This is a genomic window from Enterobacter sp. R-25 (genome assembly GCF_049913205.1).
Taxonomy (GTDB): domain Bacteria; phylum Pseudomonadota; class Gammaproteobacteria; order Enterobacterales; family Enterobacteriaceae; genus Enterobacter; species Enterobacter ludwigii.
Map to the genome: position 1 here is coordinate 3030666 of NZ_CP183982.1, position 16039 is coordinate 3046704.

At 47.5% G+C, this 16039-nt stretch carries 15 protein-coding genes and 1 pseudogene; 8 read left to right on the forward strand and 8 right to left on the reverse strand.

Annotation, left to right across the window (positions count from 1 at the left end; all coding sequences use genetic code 11):
• The 7 genes from hisD to hisIE are packed head-to-tail and all read left to right on the forward strand — an operon-like array spanning position 1 to position 6117.
• Positions 1-1305 (forward strand): histidinol dehydrogenase, encoded by a 1305-nt coding sequence (hisD, locus tag ACN9MQ_RS14555; protein WP_426020951.1) that lies wholly within the window; start codon positions 1-3, stop codon positions 1303-1305.
• A complete protein-coding gene (gene hisC, locus ACN9MQ_RS14560; protein ID WP_426262643.1) occupies positions 1302-2363 on the forward strand; it encodes a histidinol-phosphate transaminase in 1062 nt (353 codons plus the stop codon). Before hisD ends, hisC begins: the two co-directional genes overlap by 4 nt.
• On the forward strand, positions 2360-3427 hold the full coding sequence (hisB, locus tag ACN9MQ_RS14565; RefSeq protein WP_040017933.1) for a bifunctional histidinol-phosphatase/imidazoleglycerol-phosphate dehydratase HisB: 1068 nt from the start codon (positions 2360-2362) through the stop codon (positions 3425-3427). The genes hisC and hisB overlap by 4 nt, the downstream gene beginning before the upstream one ends.
• Positions 3427-4017: an imidazole glycerol phosphate synthase subunit HisH gene (gene hisH / locus ACN9MQ_RS14570; RefSeq protein WP_020883288.1), complete on the forward strand. Its 591-nt coding sequence runs from the start codon at positions 3427-3429 to the stop codon at positions 4015-4017. Before hisB ends, hisH begins: the two co-directional genes overlap by 1 nt.
• Complete coding sequence (hisA, locus tag ACN9MQ_RS14575; protein WP_426262644.1) at positions 4017-4754, forward strand: 1-(5-phosphoribosyl)-5-[(5-phosphoribosylamino)methylideneamino]imidazole-4-carboxamide isomerase; 738 nt, start codon at positions 4017-4019, stop codon at positions 4752-4754. The genes hisH and hisA overlap by 1 nt, the downstream gene beginning before the upstream one ends.
• Positions 4736-5512, forward strand: a complete 777-nt coding sequence (gene hisF, locus ACN9MQ_RS14580) for an imidazole glycerol phosphate synthase subunit HisF (RefSeq protein ID WP_426020950.1) — start codon at positions 4736-4738, stop codon at positions 5510-5512. Before hisA ends, hisF begins: the two co-directional genes overlap by 19 nt.
• Complete coding sequence (gene hisIE / locus ACN9MQ_RS14585) at positions 5506-6117, forward strand: bifunctional phosphoribosyl-AMP cyclohydrolase/phosphoribosyl-ATP diphosphatase HisIE (protein ID WP_014170795.1); 612 nt, start codon at positions 5506-5508, stop codon at positions 6115-6117. The genes hisF and hisIE overlap by 7 nt, the downstream gene beginning before the upstream one ends.
• Positions 6118-6197: 80 nt before the next feature.
• On the opposite strand, the pseudogene tnpA reads toward hisIE, so the two are convergent.
• Both tnpA and wzzB read right to left on the reverse strand, forming a co-directional pair.
• Positions 6198-6623: pseudogene (gene tnpA / locus ACN9MQ_RS14590) on the reverse strand (IS200/IS605 family transposase); the annotation flags it as partial.
• 165 nt (positions 6624-6788) lie between these two features.
• Positions 6789-7769: an LPS O-antigen chain length determinant protein WzzB gene (gene wzzB / locus ACN9MQ_RS14595; protein WP_047742841.1), complete on the reverse strand. Its 981-nt coding sequence runs from the start codon at positions 7767-7769 to the stop codon at positions 6789-6791.
• A 193-nt stretch (positions 7770-7962) separates the two neighbouring features.
• Here wzzB and ACN9MQ_RS14600 point away from each other — a divergent pair, with 193 nt between their 5' ends.
• Positions 7963-8967 (forward strand): NAD-dependent epimerase, encoded by a 1005-nt coding sequence (locus ACN9MQ_RS14600; protein WP_426021395.1) that lies wholly within the window; start codon positions 7963-7965, stop codon positions 8965-8967.
• Positions 8968-9018: 51 nt separating this feature from the next.
• Here the strand turns inward: ACN9MQ_RS14600 and ugd are convergent, their stop codons facing one another.
• The 6 genes from ugd to ACN9MQ_RS14630 form a co-directional block, all read right to left on the reverse strand.
• Complete coding sequence (ugd, locus tag ACN9MQ_RS14605; RefSeq protein ID WP_426021394.1) at positions 9019-10185, reverse strand: UDP-glucose 6-dehydrogenase; 1167 nt, start codon at positions 10183-10185, stop codon at positions 9019-9021.
• Positions 10186-10412: 227 nt separating this feature from the next.
• On the reverse strand, positions 10413-11819 hold the full coding sequence (gene gndA, locus ACN9MQ_RS14610; protein ID WP_426021393.1) for an NADP-dependent phosphogluconate dehydrogenase: 1407 nt from the start codon (positions 11817-11819) through the stop codon (positions 10413-10415).
• 133 nt (positions 11820-11952) lie between these two features.
• Positions 11953-13083 carry a glycosyltransferase family 4 protein gene (locus tag ACN9MQ_RS14615; protein WP_047742843.1) on the reverse strand — a complete coding sequence of 377 codons (1131 nt, stop codon included), beginning with the start codon at positions 13081-13083 and terminating at the stop codon, positions 11953-11955.
• A gap of 13 nt (positions 13084-13096) precedes the next feature.
• The gene (locus tag ACN9MQ_RS14620; protein WP_270306995.1) at positions 13097-14050 is read right to left on the reverse strand and encodes a glycosyltransferase; all 954 of its coding nucleotides are present in this window, start codon (positions 14048-14050) and stop codon (positions 13097-13099) included.
• Positions 14051-14070: 20 nt separating this feature from the next.
• Positions 14071-15168 (reverse strand): EpsG family protein, encoded by a 1098-nt coding sequence (locus tag ACN9MQ_RS14625; RefSeq protein ID WP_047742845.1) that lies wholly within the window; start codon positions 15166-15168, stop codon positions 14071-14073.
• A 63-nt stretch (positions 15169-15231) separates the two neighbouring features.
• A complete protein-coding gene (locus ACN9MQ_RS14630; protein WP_063215322.1) occupies positions 15232-16038 on the reverse strand; it encodes a glycosyltransferase family A protein in 807 nt (268 codons plus the stop codon).
• Position 16039: the final 1 nt, after the last annotated feature.

Below are 16039 nucleotides of genomic sequence, written 5' to 3' on the forward strand. Positions count from 1 at the left end.
ATGAGCTTTAACACAATTATCAACTGGAACGATTGTTCGCAAGAACAACAGCGCGCGCTGCTGATGCGTCCGGCGATTTCCGCCTCAGAAAGCATTACCCGCACCGTGGCCGAGATCCTTGATAACGTCAAAGCCCGTGGCGACGATGCGCTGCGGGAATACAGCGCAAAGTTTGATAAAACCGAGGTTGGCGCTTTAAAGGTAACTGAACAGGAAATCACGGACGCGGAAAACCGCCTCGGTGACGAGATCAAACAGGCGATGGCCGTCGCGGTGAAAAACATTGATAGCTTCCACACCGCGCAGATATTACAGGCGGTCGATGTGGAAACCGTGCCCGGCGTACGCTGCCAGCAGGTCACGCGTCCGGTAGCGTCGGTGGGGCTTTACATCCCCGGCGGTTCCGCCCCGCTGTTCTCTACCGTATTAATGCTGGCAACCCCGGCACGCATCGCCGGTTGTCAGAAAGTTGTACTGTGCTCGCCGCCTCCGATTGCCGATGAAATTCTCTATGCGGCAAAACTGTGTGGCGTACAGGCGGTGTATAAAGTGGGTGGTGCACAGGCAATTTCCGCGCTGGCGTTTGGTACCGAATCCATTCCTAAAGTAGATAAAATTTTTGGCCCGGGCAACGCGTATGTGACCGAAGCAAAGCGTCAGGTCAGCCAGCGTCTGGACGGTGCCGCGATTGATATGCCTGCCGGTCCTTCTGAGGTGCTGGTGATTGCCGACAGCGGTGCAACGCCGGACTTCGTCGCCTCCGATCTGTTATCCCAGGCAGAACATGGCCCGGACTCACAGGTTATTTTGCTGACGCCGGATGCGGATATGGCAAGACGCGTGGGTGAAGCCGTTGAACGTCAGCTTGCCGACCTGCCGCGCGCCGACACGGCACGCCAGGCACTCTCAGCAAGCCGCCTGATTGTGGCGCGCGATCTGGCGCAGTGCATTGCCATCTCCAACCAGTACGGCCCGGAACACCTGATTATCCAGACCCGCAATGCGCGCGATCTGGTTGACAGCATTACCAGCGCAGGTTCGGTCTTCCTTGGCGACTGGTCACCGGAATCCGCCGGCGATTACGCTTCCGGCACCAACCACGTTCTGCCAACCTACGGCTATACATCAACCTGTTCGAGCCTCGGGCTGGCGGATTTCCAGAAACGCATGACCGTACAGGAGCTGTCCCGCGAGGGGTTTGCCTCTCTGGCCTCCACCATTGAGACCCTGGCCGCCGCCGAACGTCTGACCGCCCACAAAAACGCCGTTACGCTGCGCGTTGCAGCCCTGAAGGAGCAAGCATGAGCATTGAAGAATTAGCCCGCGAAAATGTCCGTCGCCTGACGCCTTATCAGTCTGCTCGTCGTCTGGGTGGCAACGGTGATGTCTGGCTGAACGCCAACGAATACCCGACGGCCGTACAGTTCGAGCTGTCGCAGCAAACACTGAACCGCTATCCGGAATGCCAGCCGAAAGCGGTTATCGAAAATTACGCCCGGTACGCAGGCGTAAAGCCTGAGCAGGTGCTGGTCAGCCGGGGTGCAGATGAAGGCATTGAACTGCTGATCCGAGCCTTCTGCGAACCGGGCAAAGATGCTGTTATGTACTGCCAGCCAACCTACGGAATGTACAGCGTCAGCGCAGAAACCTTTGGCGTGGCGTGCCGTAACGTGCTTTCGCTGGAAGACTGGCAGCTCAATCTGCAGGGGATTGCCGATAATCTTGACGGCGTGAAGGTGGTGTTCGTCTGCAGTCCAAATAACCCGACCGGGCAGATTATCAACCCGCAGGACATTCGAACCCTGCTGGAGATGACGCGCGGTAAAGCGCTGGTGGTGGCTGACGAAGCCTATATTGAGTTCTGCCCGCAGGCGACGCTGGCTGGCTGGCTCGAGGAGTACCCGCACCTGGTTGTACTGCGTACGCTGTCAAAAGCTTTCGCTCTCGCTGGCCTGCGCTGCGGCTTTACGCTGGCCAATAAAGAAGTCATCGACCTGCTGATGAAAGTGATTGCGCCATATCCACTCTCTACGCCGGTTGCCGACATTGCGGCGCAGGCTTTGGCCCCTCAGGGGATCAAGGCAATGCGCGAACGCGTGGCACAAATTCTTGAAGAACGGCAGTATCTGGTCACTGCCCTGAAAGATATTCCCTGCGTGGAGCAGGTATTCGACTCTGAAACCAACTACATCCTGGTACGCTTTACCGCGTCGAGTGCCGTATTTAAATCTTTATGGGATCAGGGCATTATCTTACGAGACCAAAATAAACAACCATCCTTAAGCGGCTGTTTGCGTATTACCGTAGGCACCCGTGCAGAGAGTCAGCGCGTGATTGACGCCCTGAAAGCGGAGAAAGTATGAGCCAGAAGACCCTCTTTATCGATCGTGACGGTACCCTTATTTCGGAGCCGCCAACCGATTTTCAGGTCGATCGTTTCGACAAACTGGCTTTTGAACCCGATGTAATCCCGGTGCTGCTCAAGCTGCAGAAAGCCGGCTATAAGCTGGTGATGATCACTAACCAGGACGGGCTGGGTACCGACAGTTTCCCGCAGGCGGATTTTGACGGCCCACATAACCTGATGATGCAGGTGCTGACCTCTCAGGGCGTTGAATTTGATGAGGTGCTGATCTGCCCACACCTGCCTGCCGATGAATGTGACTGCCGCAAGCCGAAGGTAAAGCTGGTCGAACGCTACCTGACGGATGACGTGCTGGATAAAGCCAATAGCTATGTCATTGGCGATCGCATGACCGATATTACACTGGCGGAGAACATGGGTATCTCCGGGCTGCGCTATGACCGTTCCACCCTTAACTGGGCAAAAATTGGTGAGCAGTTGACCCAGCGTGACCGCTACTCGCACGTTGAGCGCAACACCAAAGAGACGCAAATCGACGTTAAGGTCTGGTTGGATCGTGAAGGCGGCAGCAAGATCCACACCGGTGTGGGTTTCTTTGACCATATGCTGGACCAGATCGCGACCCATGGTGGTTTCCGCATGGAGATCGCCGTGAAAGGCGATTTGTATATCGACGATCACCACACCGTGGAAGATACCGGCCTGGCGCTGGGTGAAGCGCTGAAGCTGGCACTCGGCGACAAACGCGGCATCAACCGTTTTGGTTTTGTGCTGCCGATGGACGAGTGCCTGGCGCGCTGCGCAATGGATATCTCCGGGCGCCCACACCTGGAATACAAAGCGGATTTCACCTACCAGCGCGTGGGCGACCTCAGCACCGAAATGGTTGAACACTTCTTCCGTTCATTGTCCTACACCATGGGCCTGACGTTGCACCTCAAGACCAAGGGCAAGAACGACCACCACCGCGTGGAAAGCCTGTTCAAGGCCTTTGGCCGTACCCTTCGCCAGGCGATTCGTGTGGAAGGTGACGCCCTGCCCTCATCGAAAGGAGTGCTGTAATGAATGTGGTGATTCTGGATACCGGATGCGCCAACCTGAACTCCGTAAAATCGGCAATTGCCCGTCACGGCTATGCACCGGACGTGAGTCGCGACCCGGACGTCGTACTGCGCGCCGATAAGCTTTTTCTGCCCGGCGTAGGGACAGCGCAGGCGGCGATGGATCAGATCCACGAGCGTGAGCTGGTGAGTCTCATCAAAGCCTGTACTCAACCGGTGCTGGGAATTTGTCTCGGCATGCAGCTGCTGGGCCGACGCAGTGAAGAGAGCAACGGCGTTGATCTGCTCGGGATTATCGACGAAGACGTGCCGAAAATGACCGATCACGGTCTGCCTCTGCCGCACATGGGCTGGAACCGTGTTTATGCCAAAGCCGGTGACAGACTGTTTCGCGGCATTGAAGACGGGGCCTATTTTTACTTCGTGCACAGCTACGCCATGCCGGTAAATCCGTACACCATTGCCCAGTGCAATTACGGCGAAGCATTTACCGCGGCGGTGCAGAAAGATAACTTCTTCGGCGTGCAGTTTCACCCGGAACGCTCCGGTGCCGCAGGCGCACAGTTGCTGAAAAACTTCCTGGAGATGTAATGATTATTCCCGCTTTAGATTTAATCGACGGCACGGTTGTCCGTCTCCATCAGGGCGATTACGGGCAGCAACGCGACTACGGTAACGACCCCTTGCCACGTTTGCAGGATTACGCCGCCCAGGGCGCGCAGGTGTTGCACCTTGTGGATTTGACTGGCGCAAAAGATCCGACAAAACGTCAAATCCCACTTCTTAAAAAACTGGTGGCCGGCGTGGATGTGCCCGTCCAGGTAGGCGGTGGCGTGCGTACGGAAGATGACGTTGCGGCGCTGCTGGACGCTGGCGTGGCGCGTGTGATCGTCGGCTCGACTGCCGTTAACGATCCTGAAAAGGTTAAAGCCTGGTTCCGCCGCTTTGGCGCTGACGCGCTGGTGCTGGCGCTGGATGTTCGTATCGACGAACAGGGTAACAAGCAGGTTGCAGTCAGCGGCTGGCAGGAAAACTCTGGGGTGACGCTGGAAGAACTGGTTGAGAGGTATCTGCCCGTTGGCCTGAAGCACGTGCTGTGCACCGATATCTCCCGCGACGGCACGCTGGCAGGCTCTAACGTTTCTTTATACCAAGAAGTCTGTGCGCGTTATCCGCAGGTGGCCTTCCAGTCATCGGGGGGTATTGGTGATATCGCTGATATTGCCGCGCTGCGCGGAACGGGTGTACAGGGCGTGATTGTGGGCCGGGCCCTGCTGGAAGGTAAATTTACTGTGACGGAGGCGATTCAATGCTGGCAAAACGGATAATCCCTTGCCTGGACGTACGTGACGGCCAGGTAGTGAAAGGCGTGCAGTTCCGCAATCACGAAATCATTGGCGATATCGTCCCGCTGGCAAAACGCTACGCTGAAGAAGGCGCAGATGAACTGGTATTTTACGATATCACCGCCTCCAGCGATGGCCGCGTTGTGGATAAAAGCTGGGTGGCGCGCGTGGCAGAAGTGATTGATATTCCCTTCTGCGTGGCAGGCGGGATTAAATCTTCGGAAGACGCGGCAAAAATCCTCTCCTTTGGTGCCGATAAGATTTCCATTAACTCCCCTGCTTTGGCAGACCCGGAGCTGATTACCCGTCTGGCCGATCGCTTTGGCGTACAGTGTATTGTTGTGGGGATTGACACCTGGTATGACGCCGCAACGGGTAAATACCATGTCAACCAGTACACCGGCGATGAAAGCCGGACACGCGTAACCCAATGGGAAACGCTGGACTGGGTGCAGGAAGTGCAGAAACGTGGCGCAGGCGAAATTGTGCTGAACATGATGAACCAGGACGGCGTGCGTAACGGTTACGACCTGGAGCAGCTGAAAAAAGTCCGCGCGGTCTGCCACGTACCGCTGATTGCTTCCGGCGGTGCAGGCACCATGGAACACTTCCTGGAAGCCTTCCGCGATGCAAACGTTGACGGCGCGCTGGCGGCCTCCGTATTCCACAAACAGATTATTAATATTGGTGAGTTAAAAACGTACCTGGCCGACCAGGGCGTGGAGATCAGGGTATGTTAACAGAGCAACAACAGGCACAACTGGACTGGGAAAAAACTGACGGATTACTGCCGGTGGTTGTACAGCATGCCGTCTCAGGTGAAGTGCTGATGTTGGGATATATGAACCAGGATGCACTAACCAAAACCATCGACAGCGGCAAGGTCACCTTTTTCTCGCGTACCAAACAACGTTTGTGGACCAAAGGGGAAACCTCTGGCCATTTCTTGAATGTGGTCAGCATTACGCCGGACTGCGATAACGATACGCTTCTGGTACTGGCGAATCCGATCGGCCCAACCTGCCACAAAGGGACCAGCAGCTGCTTCGGAGATGCAAGCCACCAGTGGCTGTTCCTGTATCAACTGGAACAGTTACTCGCTGAGCGTAAAACGGCGGATCCTGAAAGTTCGTATACGGCTAAGCTGTACGCCAGCGGGACTAAACGTATTGCGCAAAAGGTGGGGGAAGAAGGCGTTGAGACAGCACTGGCCGCGACCGTGCATGACCGCGAAGAGCTGACCAACGAGGCGTCGGATTTGATGTATCACTTGCTGGTACTGCTGCAGGATCAGGAGCTGGATTTGACGGCGGTGATTGAGAATTTACGTAAGAGACATAAGTAAAAGACCACCTTCTTAGAAGGTGGCTTTTGAGAATGCCCCCTGTAAGGGGGGCTACTATCACTTTCCACTAACCACTCTAACAATTCCATCTGCTGTTCATGTGTCTGTTCCGTTTTCTCCTGATGCCGCACATATCGTCTGATTATTTCTTCATTTACCCCCACCGTATCTACAAAGTATCCGCGGGACCAAAAATGATTGCCCCATAGCTTCTTTCTTATGTGCGGAAAACGATTGTAGAGCCTGATAGCGCTGCGGCCTTTCAGATGCCCCATCAGAGTGGATATAGAAATTTTCGGTGGGACAATGACAACGAGATGTACATGATCTGGCTGAACATTTAGCTCCAGAACCTCACAATCTTTGATTCCGCAGAGAATGTAGATTGTCCTGTAAAGTTCTTTACCCAGCTTATCTTTCAGGATCCTGAAACGGTACTTCGGCGTCCAGACTATGTGGTATTTGCAACGCCAATATACATGTGATGAACTCCTGTAAAGCCCCATGTCGGTTTGTCTCCTTTTACTTGTGGTGAGTAAGCAAAGATATTCCGACATGGGCATTCTTCAGGCTAGAGCCTTACAGGAACAATCACCACCTCCCCAGGAGGTGGTTTAGGGATGACAATAAAAAAACCGGGGAATGTCCCCGGTTTTTTTATCTGATGAGAATCACGCTTTTGGTTTGTAGTTCCGCAACGCGTTGCGACCCAACACCACACCTGAACCGATAATCCCGCCAAGGAGTACGGCAAGGATTAGAGTGATGGCCTTTTTCGGACTGTCACGTTTGATCGGTAAATCTGGCTTCATCACATAACGGTAGACGTGGATAGTGTCAGGGTTAACGTTCAGCTTTTCGATATCCAGCAAGTTCTGCTTGGTCTGGTAGTACGCTCCTGAGAACACCAGCGGACGAGACGCTTCGTTTTCAATCATCGATTTCAACGCTTCGCTGCCCAGCAGGAACATGGTTTCCTGCGTCACGTCCTGAGTTTGCTGAATTTGCGGAGAGGTGATTTTCGCTGCCTCTGCGTTCTTCAGCGCTTCCGTAATCTGTTTAATGCGCAGATCTTTTTGTTCCTGAGAGACTTTCTCCTGGTTCCCCAGGGAGTCATTCAGGGTTGTGATCTGCTGCTTAATGTTATCTTTTAGGTCGAGCGTCAGTTCTTTCGCCGTCTGTTCATCAATCTGCTGAATATACTGTGCAAGCTGCTTTTGCGCAGCTTCGGCAGTTTCACCCTGATAGGTTACGGTTAATGGCAGCCCTTGCCCCTTCACTGTAGGCTCAATAGTCAGCTTTTCTGGATCTTCTTGATTTTCAAGAGCCTGCGCTAATGCTGAAAAGGATGAATTGAAACGACCGATTACACGATTCTGAATATCCAAAATCGAGGGCGAGGCGCCCCCATAAAGGATATTCAACGCGTTTGTATACGTCGCAATCTGGGCGGCATCAGGTTGAGCAATGATCGCGGACGATGTCCATTTTTCTTTAGCTATGGTGATATAAACGCCCGCTAGTATGATAAAAAAGGCGACAAAAGCTCCAATAACCCATTTCCCACGCCACAATTGCATCACTAAATCAAGTAAATCAATTTGCTCCGGGTCATTACTTCTGCTGACCTGACTATTGTTGTTCTGCGTCATACAATCCCTAACAGATAAAAAAGGGCAAAAATAAACATGTTCACATAGTGTATCTGTTGCTACGGATTTTTCTATAAGAATCCGATGAGTTAAATCGGAAAGATGGGTTATGTAACTGACATCCGCCGCGCTATGATAGACGCAATGTGATGCGTGATGGCATCAGTAAGAACACATGTTTATGAGGGAAGATATGAAATTTCTGGTAACGGGTGCAGCAGGCTTTATCGGCGCAAATGTCAGCAAACGGCTCCTGGATGCCGGTCATCAGGTCGTCGGTATTGATAACCTGAATGACTACTATGATGTCAATCTTAAGCTGGCACGTCTGGATCTGCTGACATCTGACACTTTCGCCTTCCACAAGCTGGACCTGGCCGACCGTGAAGGCATGGCCACACTGTTCGCCCGTGAGAAATTTGATCGCGTCATCCACCTGGCCGCACAGGCAGGTGTACGCTACTCGCTTGAAAACCCTCACGCCTATGCAGATGCCAACCTGGTAGGGCACCTCAACGTGCTGGAAGGCTGTCGCCATCACAAGGTACAACATCTTCTGTATGCATCTTCCAGCTCCGTTTACGGTCTGAATCGCAAGATGCCTTTTTCGACTGACGATTCGGTCGATCACCCTGTCTCACTTTATGCCGCGACCAAAAAAGCCAATGAACTGATGTCGCATACCTATTCCCACCTGTACAACCTGCCCACGACGGGCCTGCGTTTCTTTACCGTGTACGGTCCGTGGGGTCGTCCGGATATGGCGCTGTTTAAATTCACCAAAGCGATGATTGAAGGCAAAAGCATTGATGTCTACAACTACGGTAAGATGAAGCGCGACTTCACTTACATTGATGATATCGCCGAATCCATTATCCGTCTGCAGGATGTTATCCCTCAGGCCGATGCAAACTGGACCGTTGAAACCGGTTCACCGGCAACCAGCTCTGCGCCTTATCGCGTCTATAACATCGGAAACAGCTCTCCGGTTGAACTGATGGATTACATTACGGCTCTTGAAGAGGCGCTCGGGATAGAGGCAGAAAAGAATATGATGCCAATCCAGCCGGGTGACGTACTGGAAACCAGCGCAGATACTAAAGCGCTGTATGACGTTATTGGCTTCAAACCGCAGACCTCCGTTAAAGAAGGCGTGAAGAATTTCGTTGACTGGTATCGCGACTTCTACAAAGTATAAAAACAAAAAAACCGGTAAGTGCCGGTTTTTTTATGCGCCTTAAGCAGAGACTCAGTCGCTACCAAACAGATCGCGGGTATACACTTTATCCGCCACGTCGGCCAGTTCTTCCGCCATACGGTTAGAGATAATCACATCCGCTTCCTGCTTGAACGCATCCAGGTCACGAATCACACGAGAATGGAAGAATTCATCTTCCTGCATCGCTGGCTCATAAATAATTACCTGAACGCCTTTGGCCTTAATACGCTTCATGATCCCCTGAATGGAAGAGGCGCGGAAGTTATCAGAACCGCTCTTCATGATCAGGCGATATACACCCACCACTTTCGGCTGACGCGCGAGAATGGAATCAGAAATGAAGTCTTTACGCGTACGGTTTGCATCAACAATCGCTGAAATCAAATTGTTTGGCACAGCCTGATAGTTCGCCAGCAACTGTTTCGTATCTTTAGGCAGGCAATAGCCGCCGTAACCAAACGACGGGTTGTTGTAATGATTGCCGATACGCGGGTCGAGGCACACGCCTTCGATGATCTGACGGGTGTTCAGGCCCAGACTCTCGGCATAGCTGTCCAGCTCGTTGAAGTAAGCCACGCGCATTGCCAGGTAGGTATTCGCGAACAGCTTGATCGCTTCGGCTTCAGTGGAATCGGTAAACAGCACCGGGATATCTTTCTTGATTGCGCCTTCCTGAAGGAGAGCAGCAAAACGCTCCGCACGCTCAGAGCGCTCACCGATCACGATACGGGATGGGTGCAGGTTATCGTATAACGCCCTGCCCTCGCGCAGAAACTCTGGCGAGAAGAAGACATTATCAATACCCAACTCTTCTTTGATTGATTTAGTGAAACCGACCGGAATGGTCGACTTAATGATCATCACTGCATTCGGATTAATCGCGATAACGTCTTTGATCACCGCTTCAACCGTCGAAGTGTTGAAATAGTTGGTTTTTGGATCGTAGTCTGTTGGGGTCGCAATGATGACAAAGTCCGCATCACGATAAGCATCTTCTTTATCAGTGGTAGCACGGAAATTCAGCCGTTTGTTCGAAAGGTAATCCTGGATTTCTTTGTCTACAATCGGCGATTTCTTCTGATTTAGCATATCCACTTTGGACTGTACGATGTCCAGCGCAACCACTTCATGGTTCTGGGCAATCAGAATGCCGTTTGAGAGACCGACATAGCCTGTTCCGGAGATTGTTATTTTCATTCGCTAATGACTTCTGTGAGTTAACTGTACTGATGGCCGCCTGACCATCGCGATAAACCTGACTGTTGGGCTTTGTACCTCCTGGCCAACAGAACTGTCAAGGCAAACCAGGAGTAATCCCTGCTCGCAGGATGACATTCAGACTACTTCGAGTATCGCGAGCCAGATTTTGCGTAAAAAAAACCCGGAGACGAGCTCCGGGCCTTAATTACAACGCGTTATTTAACTTATTCCATCCATTCGGTATGGAATACACCTTCTTTATCAGTACGCTTATAGGTATGCGCGCCAAAATAGTCGCGCTGTGCCTGAATCAGGTTCGCAGGCAGAACGGCAGCGCGGTAGCTGTCGTAGTACGCCACTGCTGCGGAGAAGGTCGGAACCGGAATACCGTTCTGCACAGCGTAAGCCACAACGTCACGCAGCGCCTGCTGGTATTCGTCGGCAATCTTCTTGAAGTATGGCGCCAGCAGAAGGTTAGCAATACCCGCGTTTTCCGCATAAGCATCGGTGATTTTCTGCAGGAATTGTGCACGAATGATGCAACCTGCGCGGAAGATCTTCGCGATCTCACCGTAGTTCAGATCCCAGTTGTTCTCGTCTGACGCGGCACGCAGCTGAGAGAAGCCTTGCGCGTAGGAGACGATTTTACCCAGGTACAGAGCGCGGCGAACTTTCTCGACGAATTCAGCTTTGTCACCCGCGGGTTTAGCCTGTGGGCCAGACAGCACTTTGGATGCCGCAACACGCTGCTCTTTCAGGGAAGAGATATAACGCGCAAATACGGATTCGGTGATCAGAGACAGCGGTTCACCCAGATCCAGAGAGCTCTGGCTGGTCCATTTACCGGTACCTTTGTTCGCAGCTTCGTCCAGAATCACATCAACCAGGTATGTACCCTCTTCATCTTTCTTGGTGAAGATATCTTTGGTGATGTCAATCAGGTAGCTGTTCAGCTCACCTTTGTTCCACTCGGTAAAGGTTTCAGCCAGCTCTTCGTTAGAGAGGTTCAGGCCGCCTTTCAGCAGGGAGTAAGCTTCTGCGATGAGCTGCATGTCGCCGTATTCGATGCCGTTGTGAACCATCTTCACGTAATGGCCTGCACCGTCTGGACCAATATAGGTCACACACGGCTCGCCATCTTCCGCAACCGCAGCGATTTTTGTCAGGATTGGCGCAACCAGTTCGTACGCCTCTTTCTGACCACCAGGCATGATAGATGGGCCTTTCAGTGCGCCCTCTTCACCACCGGAAACACCGGTACCGATGAAGTTAAAACCTTCAGCAGACAGTTCACGGTTGCGACGAATGGTGTCTTGGAAGAAGGTGTTACCGCCATCAATAATAATGTCGCCTTTTTCGAGGAAAGGTTTCAGAGAGTCGATAGCAGCATCGGTACCTGCGCCCGCTTTCACCATTAACAGGATACGACGAGGCGTTTCCAGGGACTCAACAAACTCTTTCACCGTATAGAAAGGAACAAGTTTCTTGCCCGGGTTCTCAGCAATCACTTCTTCGGTCTTATCACGGGAGCGGTTGAAAACGGAGACGGTATAACCACGGCTTTCGATGTTGAGCGCCAGGTTGCGCCCCATCACTGCCATACCGACAACGCCGATTTGTTGCTTGGACATTACATACTCCTGTCAGGTGTGGTCGCCGCGACTGTGTGCGGCTTGAAATGTGTCTGTGATGTTAACTCAGGATAAGGGGGAATGGGTAGAAGAAGATGCTATTGCTGAGCTAAAGTATGTTTTATGGAAAAAGTTAAATGTATTTTTGGATAGCTCTGTAATAGTCAGAGATGATTATTTTTTCATCGAAGCGACGAAGCATAAATTCTCTTCCCTTAGCCCCCATTTCGTTTCTGGCTTCTGGGGTTAGTTGAATAATATTGCGCATAGCATCAGCTAAACTGTCCACATTTTTTACCTGACACAGGTAACCAGTTACGCCATCAATAACGACATTCCTGCAACCAACATTATCCGTTGTTACAAGGGGTTTAGCCATCGAAGCTGCTTCCATTAACGTCCGGGGTATACCCTCGCGATAATATGAAGGCAGGACAATGCAGTCGGCTTGACTAACGATTTGCCGAACGTCACTTGTAACGCCCAAATATTCTATAACACCTTCTTTATCCCAGGAATCAATCACATCTTTTGAGATCGCACTCGGGTTCTCAACATCACATGCCCCTAGAAGTTGAAATTTGGCATTAGGATATTGAACCTTTAACTTCCGTGCAGCCTCAACATAAATCCCTACCCCCTTATCCCATAACATTCGCGCTACTAGTAGAAATGTGACGCCATCATCAGGTTGTTTAATCAACTTTCCAGGAGAAAAATATTGTGTATCTACCCCTTCGCCATCTAAAACATATGACTTGTATTCCTTGATAATTTTTTTAGAAATAAAAACAGCTTTATCATCTTCATTTAAAAACCAAACTTCTTTGGGGAAATTAAATGAAAAGGAATACAACTGAGAGATGACCTTAGTAAAAAACGAGCTTTTATTAAAAACAAAACCTAACCCGGTAGTAACTGCAATTGATTTTTTATTGCACAACCAGGCAGCAATTGAGCCGTAAATGTTAGGTTTAATCGTATAATGAAAAATAAAGTCTGGATCAATTTGAGAATATATTTTTTTTAATTTCATTATAAGGTTAAGATCGACAAACGGATTCATTCCCTGCGATGCGATATGCACATCAACAACGCTACAACCTAATTTTTTTAATTTTTTAGCATAATCATCGACTGGACCAACAATAGTAACTTTGTATCCACGCTTAATGAAGCTGTTGATAAGCCCTTTCCGAAAATTATATACAGACCATAAAGTATTTGCGACTAAGGCTATGTGAAGCTGCTTTTGATTATCCATACTACACCAAAGGTTATTTGTAATATCCGAAAACGTACAAAATCTTAAAAATGATATCATCGATTTTTTTTACTCGTTTAATATTACTATTAATAGCAAATTTTAACCTTGACATAAAATTTGTTTGTGAGCTTACAAAAGAGCGGCTTAAACAATGAATTTCACTCAATGGTTCGCTTGATGTAATTTCAGAAAGTAGTTTTGTTTGTAAATAAAGAAGATGCTGAGGTCTTTTAATCTCTCGTTTAAATTGCTTAATTTTAGATTTTATAACGGAAATGAAACCACTTTTTTTCCCAATAACATTATTAGCATGTTGCCTATACAACAAGTAAGAATTACGATCATATATTATTCGACCATGATAAGCAGCTACTAATAAAAATAGCCAATCATGCATAACAACATGATTTGCAATATCAGGATACATGATCCCTATAAACCTATCACGCAGCGAGGAATTAAAAATCATTGTGCAGCCAGGAGCACAATTTTCAATCAATAAATTATTAACCGTAAAGTCACTTTCAGAAACGAAGCGTCCAATATGATTTAAATCTTGATCTACATAATCATATGCAGAGCAATATATCATTGGGATAGCAGAATCAAATTCTTGCAACTTTACTATTCCCGCCATTACTTTTAGTGGTTCCCAACTATCATCTTGATCACAGAAAGCATAGAAATCATAACCTTCAACGTTCTTAACAAGAGTAATGAAGCTATTAATTACGCCAACATTTTTCTCTTCATAAAGAAAAATGTTTGAATTATGCTTCATAAATTCTTTAATTAAGATAATTGTTTCATCTGAAGAACCATCATCACGAATATGTATATCAATAGCATAGTCATTGACTAAAAGTTTAGTTAAAGACGATAGTTGTTCGACAACATATTGCTTTCCATTATAGGTGGAAAGCAATATAGCTATTTTTAATTTTTTTCCTGACTCCAACATCATTAACCCTTTAAATTAATTTTTCATGCAAAAATCATTGGCATGATTCCAGACGTATAATAGCCAGTTATTGATAATATCACATGAAATAAAAACGCCACAAATAATACGGATTTTTTTGCACGATTACTTTGAACGAAACATGGTGTATTAGCCATTATTAAAGGCATTAGTGGAAGTACCCAATAGTAGTTTCTAAAACTATAAGACATTTCAAGGAACAAAAGGCAATACACCATTAATACGATAATCAGTTTGTAAAGAAACTCAGGAATAAAATTTCTATATATATATACATATAATAATGTCGCAATTACGGAAATTATTAAAGGCATTCGGCCTAACATATTTAAATCATAGAAATATGCTATTGGTGAATCTAAATAACGCGTAATCTTAAGGATATAAGGTGATCCAAAACTTCCAATAAAGAGAATTTTGCTAATCAACGGGATTATTTTTAAAGGAACTAAAGCAGCGACTAATGTTAAAAATATGATGGCAATATTCAGCCTCATCGCTAAACGAATCGATATAAATCGGCATAAAAATATAGCTATTGCAACAACTATAGATGACCAATGGAAACCGAGCCCAATGATAAACATGAGCAATGACATTCTTTTTCTATTAACTGAATAATAGTGTAGGGACAATGCCACAAACAAAAAAGCCAACCCTTGCCTGTAAGCATTAAATATAAAATCCAAAGTAATTGAAAAGAATAAGAAAAATACTAATCCAATTGTTCTATAAGGCCTTTCAACACATTTTACAATCATCGTAATTGAAAAAATGATAAACAAAGTTGATATAGTTATATTGAAATATTCGGGCCCAACATTCGCTATGGATAGTAAATAATAAACAGCATTAAAGGAATACTCAAAATGAAGTATACCCTGCTGAATATAATCTTTATACGCTTCAAGGTAAACTGGTTCATCAACCCCTAGTCCAGTTCGGGTCAAATTAAGTGCAAAATATACAACCGCTACAAGAAGAACACCTAAATTATCACAATGCTTTGAATTAGTATAAGCGATTGCCATACCGATAAATATAACTGCGATATGCAATAAAAAAAATAAGAATATTAAACTATTTGAAAAAAGATACATATATTCCTCAGGAGGAAGTCACATAACATCAGTGGTAAAATACATAGCTCCGGATTTAAAATGTCACTTTTGTCCATCAAACAGTCTGCGACCTTTTTTGAAGATATATTTAAATAAAAATAAATACCGCCTTAACACCCAGAGGATTTGAAATGGCCTATTTAATATAAAAAAGAAAACTCTTGCTTTCAAACTGGCTTGGCACAAAATTTCTTTTTTAATAGTTGCACCAACTATCGTGAAACATATAACTTTACTATCTATATTACCCTGACTTAAAGCATTAGTTTTATAATTCATCCAACCAAGATGTTCCACGACTAGTTTCTTACTTGTTCTGCAAGAGTACAATTCAGGGCGGAGATATCTCATATGATCAGGGAAAATATTCCCACTACTTTCAATCGACCAATCCCATCGGAATAAGGTCGCAGTTGTATCCACTTGTGCAATATATAAGTCATTGATTCTCCTGCTTTCGTCATATAACGATTCTTCCTGCAAGAGAATATCTTTTAAGTTTTCTTGCTTTGATAAATAAGCCCAATCTAAAGAATAGCCAATTTTACCAACTACGATATTTTGTTCCATTTGTTGTATTAGATACGTCAACCAACAAGGCTGAGCTTTACATATAGAAAAATCGATATCTCCATCAGTAACAAAAAAATATGGACTGCTATGTTTAGCTCTGATTTGTTTTAATGTCTTATTTATACCTAAAACCCATAGATTACTAGTGTTCCTAATAACCGATACTTTGTTTGTGTATTTTTTTTCTATTACATCGAGGACAGCGAAATGTTCATCATCTAATGAATTGTTATCTATAATATATACATGAATGTCTATGCTTACATTTTTTAGCATC

Excerpts from the sequence above, each read along its gene's own strand:
- hisC (WP_426262643.1), top strand. The coding sequence starts at position 1,302 with ATGAGCATTGAAGAATTAGCCCGCGAAAATGTCCGTCGCCTGACGCCT.
- hisIE (WP_014170795.1), top strand. The coding sequence starts at position 5,506 with ATGTTAACAGAGCAACAACAGGCACAACTGGACTGGGAAAAAACTGAC.
- hisH (WP_020883288.1), top strand. The coding sequence starts at position 3,427 with ATGAATGTGGTGATTCTGGATACCGGATGCGCCAACCTGAACTCCGTA.
- ugd (WP_426021394.1), bottom strand. The coding sequence starts at position 10,185 with ATGAAAATAACAATCTCCGGAACAGGCTATGTCGGTCTCTCAAACGGC.
- wzzB (WP_047742841.1), bottom strand. The coding sequence starts at position 7,769 with ATGACGCAGAACAACAATAGTCAGGTCAGCAGAAGTAATGACCCGGAG.
- hisD (WP_426020951.1), top strand. The coding sequence starts at position 1 with ATGAGCTTTAACACAATTATCAACTGGAACGATTGTTCGCAAGAACAA.
- ACN9MQ_RS14625 (WP_047742845.1), bottom strand. The coding sequence starts at position 15,168 with ATGTATCTTTTTTCAAATAGTTTAATATTCTTATTTTTTTTATTGCAT.
- gndA (WP_426021393.1), bottom strand. The coding sequence starts at position 11,819 with ATGTCCAAGCAACAAATCGGCGTTGTCGGTATGGCAGTGATGGGGCGC.
- hisA (WP_426262644.1), top strand. The coding sequence starts at position 4,017 with ATGATTATTCCCGCTTTAGATTTAATCGACGGCACGGTTGTCCGTCTC.
- hisB (WP_040017933.1), top strand. The coding sequence starts at position 2,360 with ATGAGCCAGAAGACCCTCTTTATCGATCGTGACGGTACCCTTATTTCG.
- ACN9MQ_RS14615 (WP_047742843.1), bottom strand. The coding sequence starts at position 13,083 with ATGGATAATCAAAAGCAGCTTCACATAGCCTTAGTCGCAAATACTTTA.
- ACN9MQ_RS14630 (WP_063215322.1), bottom strand. The coding sequence starts at position 16,038 with ATGCTAAAAAATGTAAGCATAGACATTCATGTATATATTATAGATAAC.
- hisF (WP_426020950.1), top strand. The coding sequence starts at position 4,736 with ATGCTGGCAAAACGGATAATCCCTTGCCTGGACGTACGTGACGGCCAG.
- ACN9MQ_RS14600 (WP_426021395.1), top strand. The coding sequence starts at position 7,963 with ATGAAATTTCTGGTAACGGGTGCAGCAGGCTTTATCGGCGCAAATGTC.
- ACN9MQ_RS14620 (WP_270306995.1), bottom strand. The coding sequence starts at position 14,050 with ATGATGTTGGAGTCAGGAAAAAAATTAAAAATAGCTATATTGCTTTCC.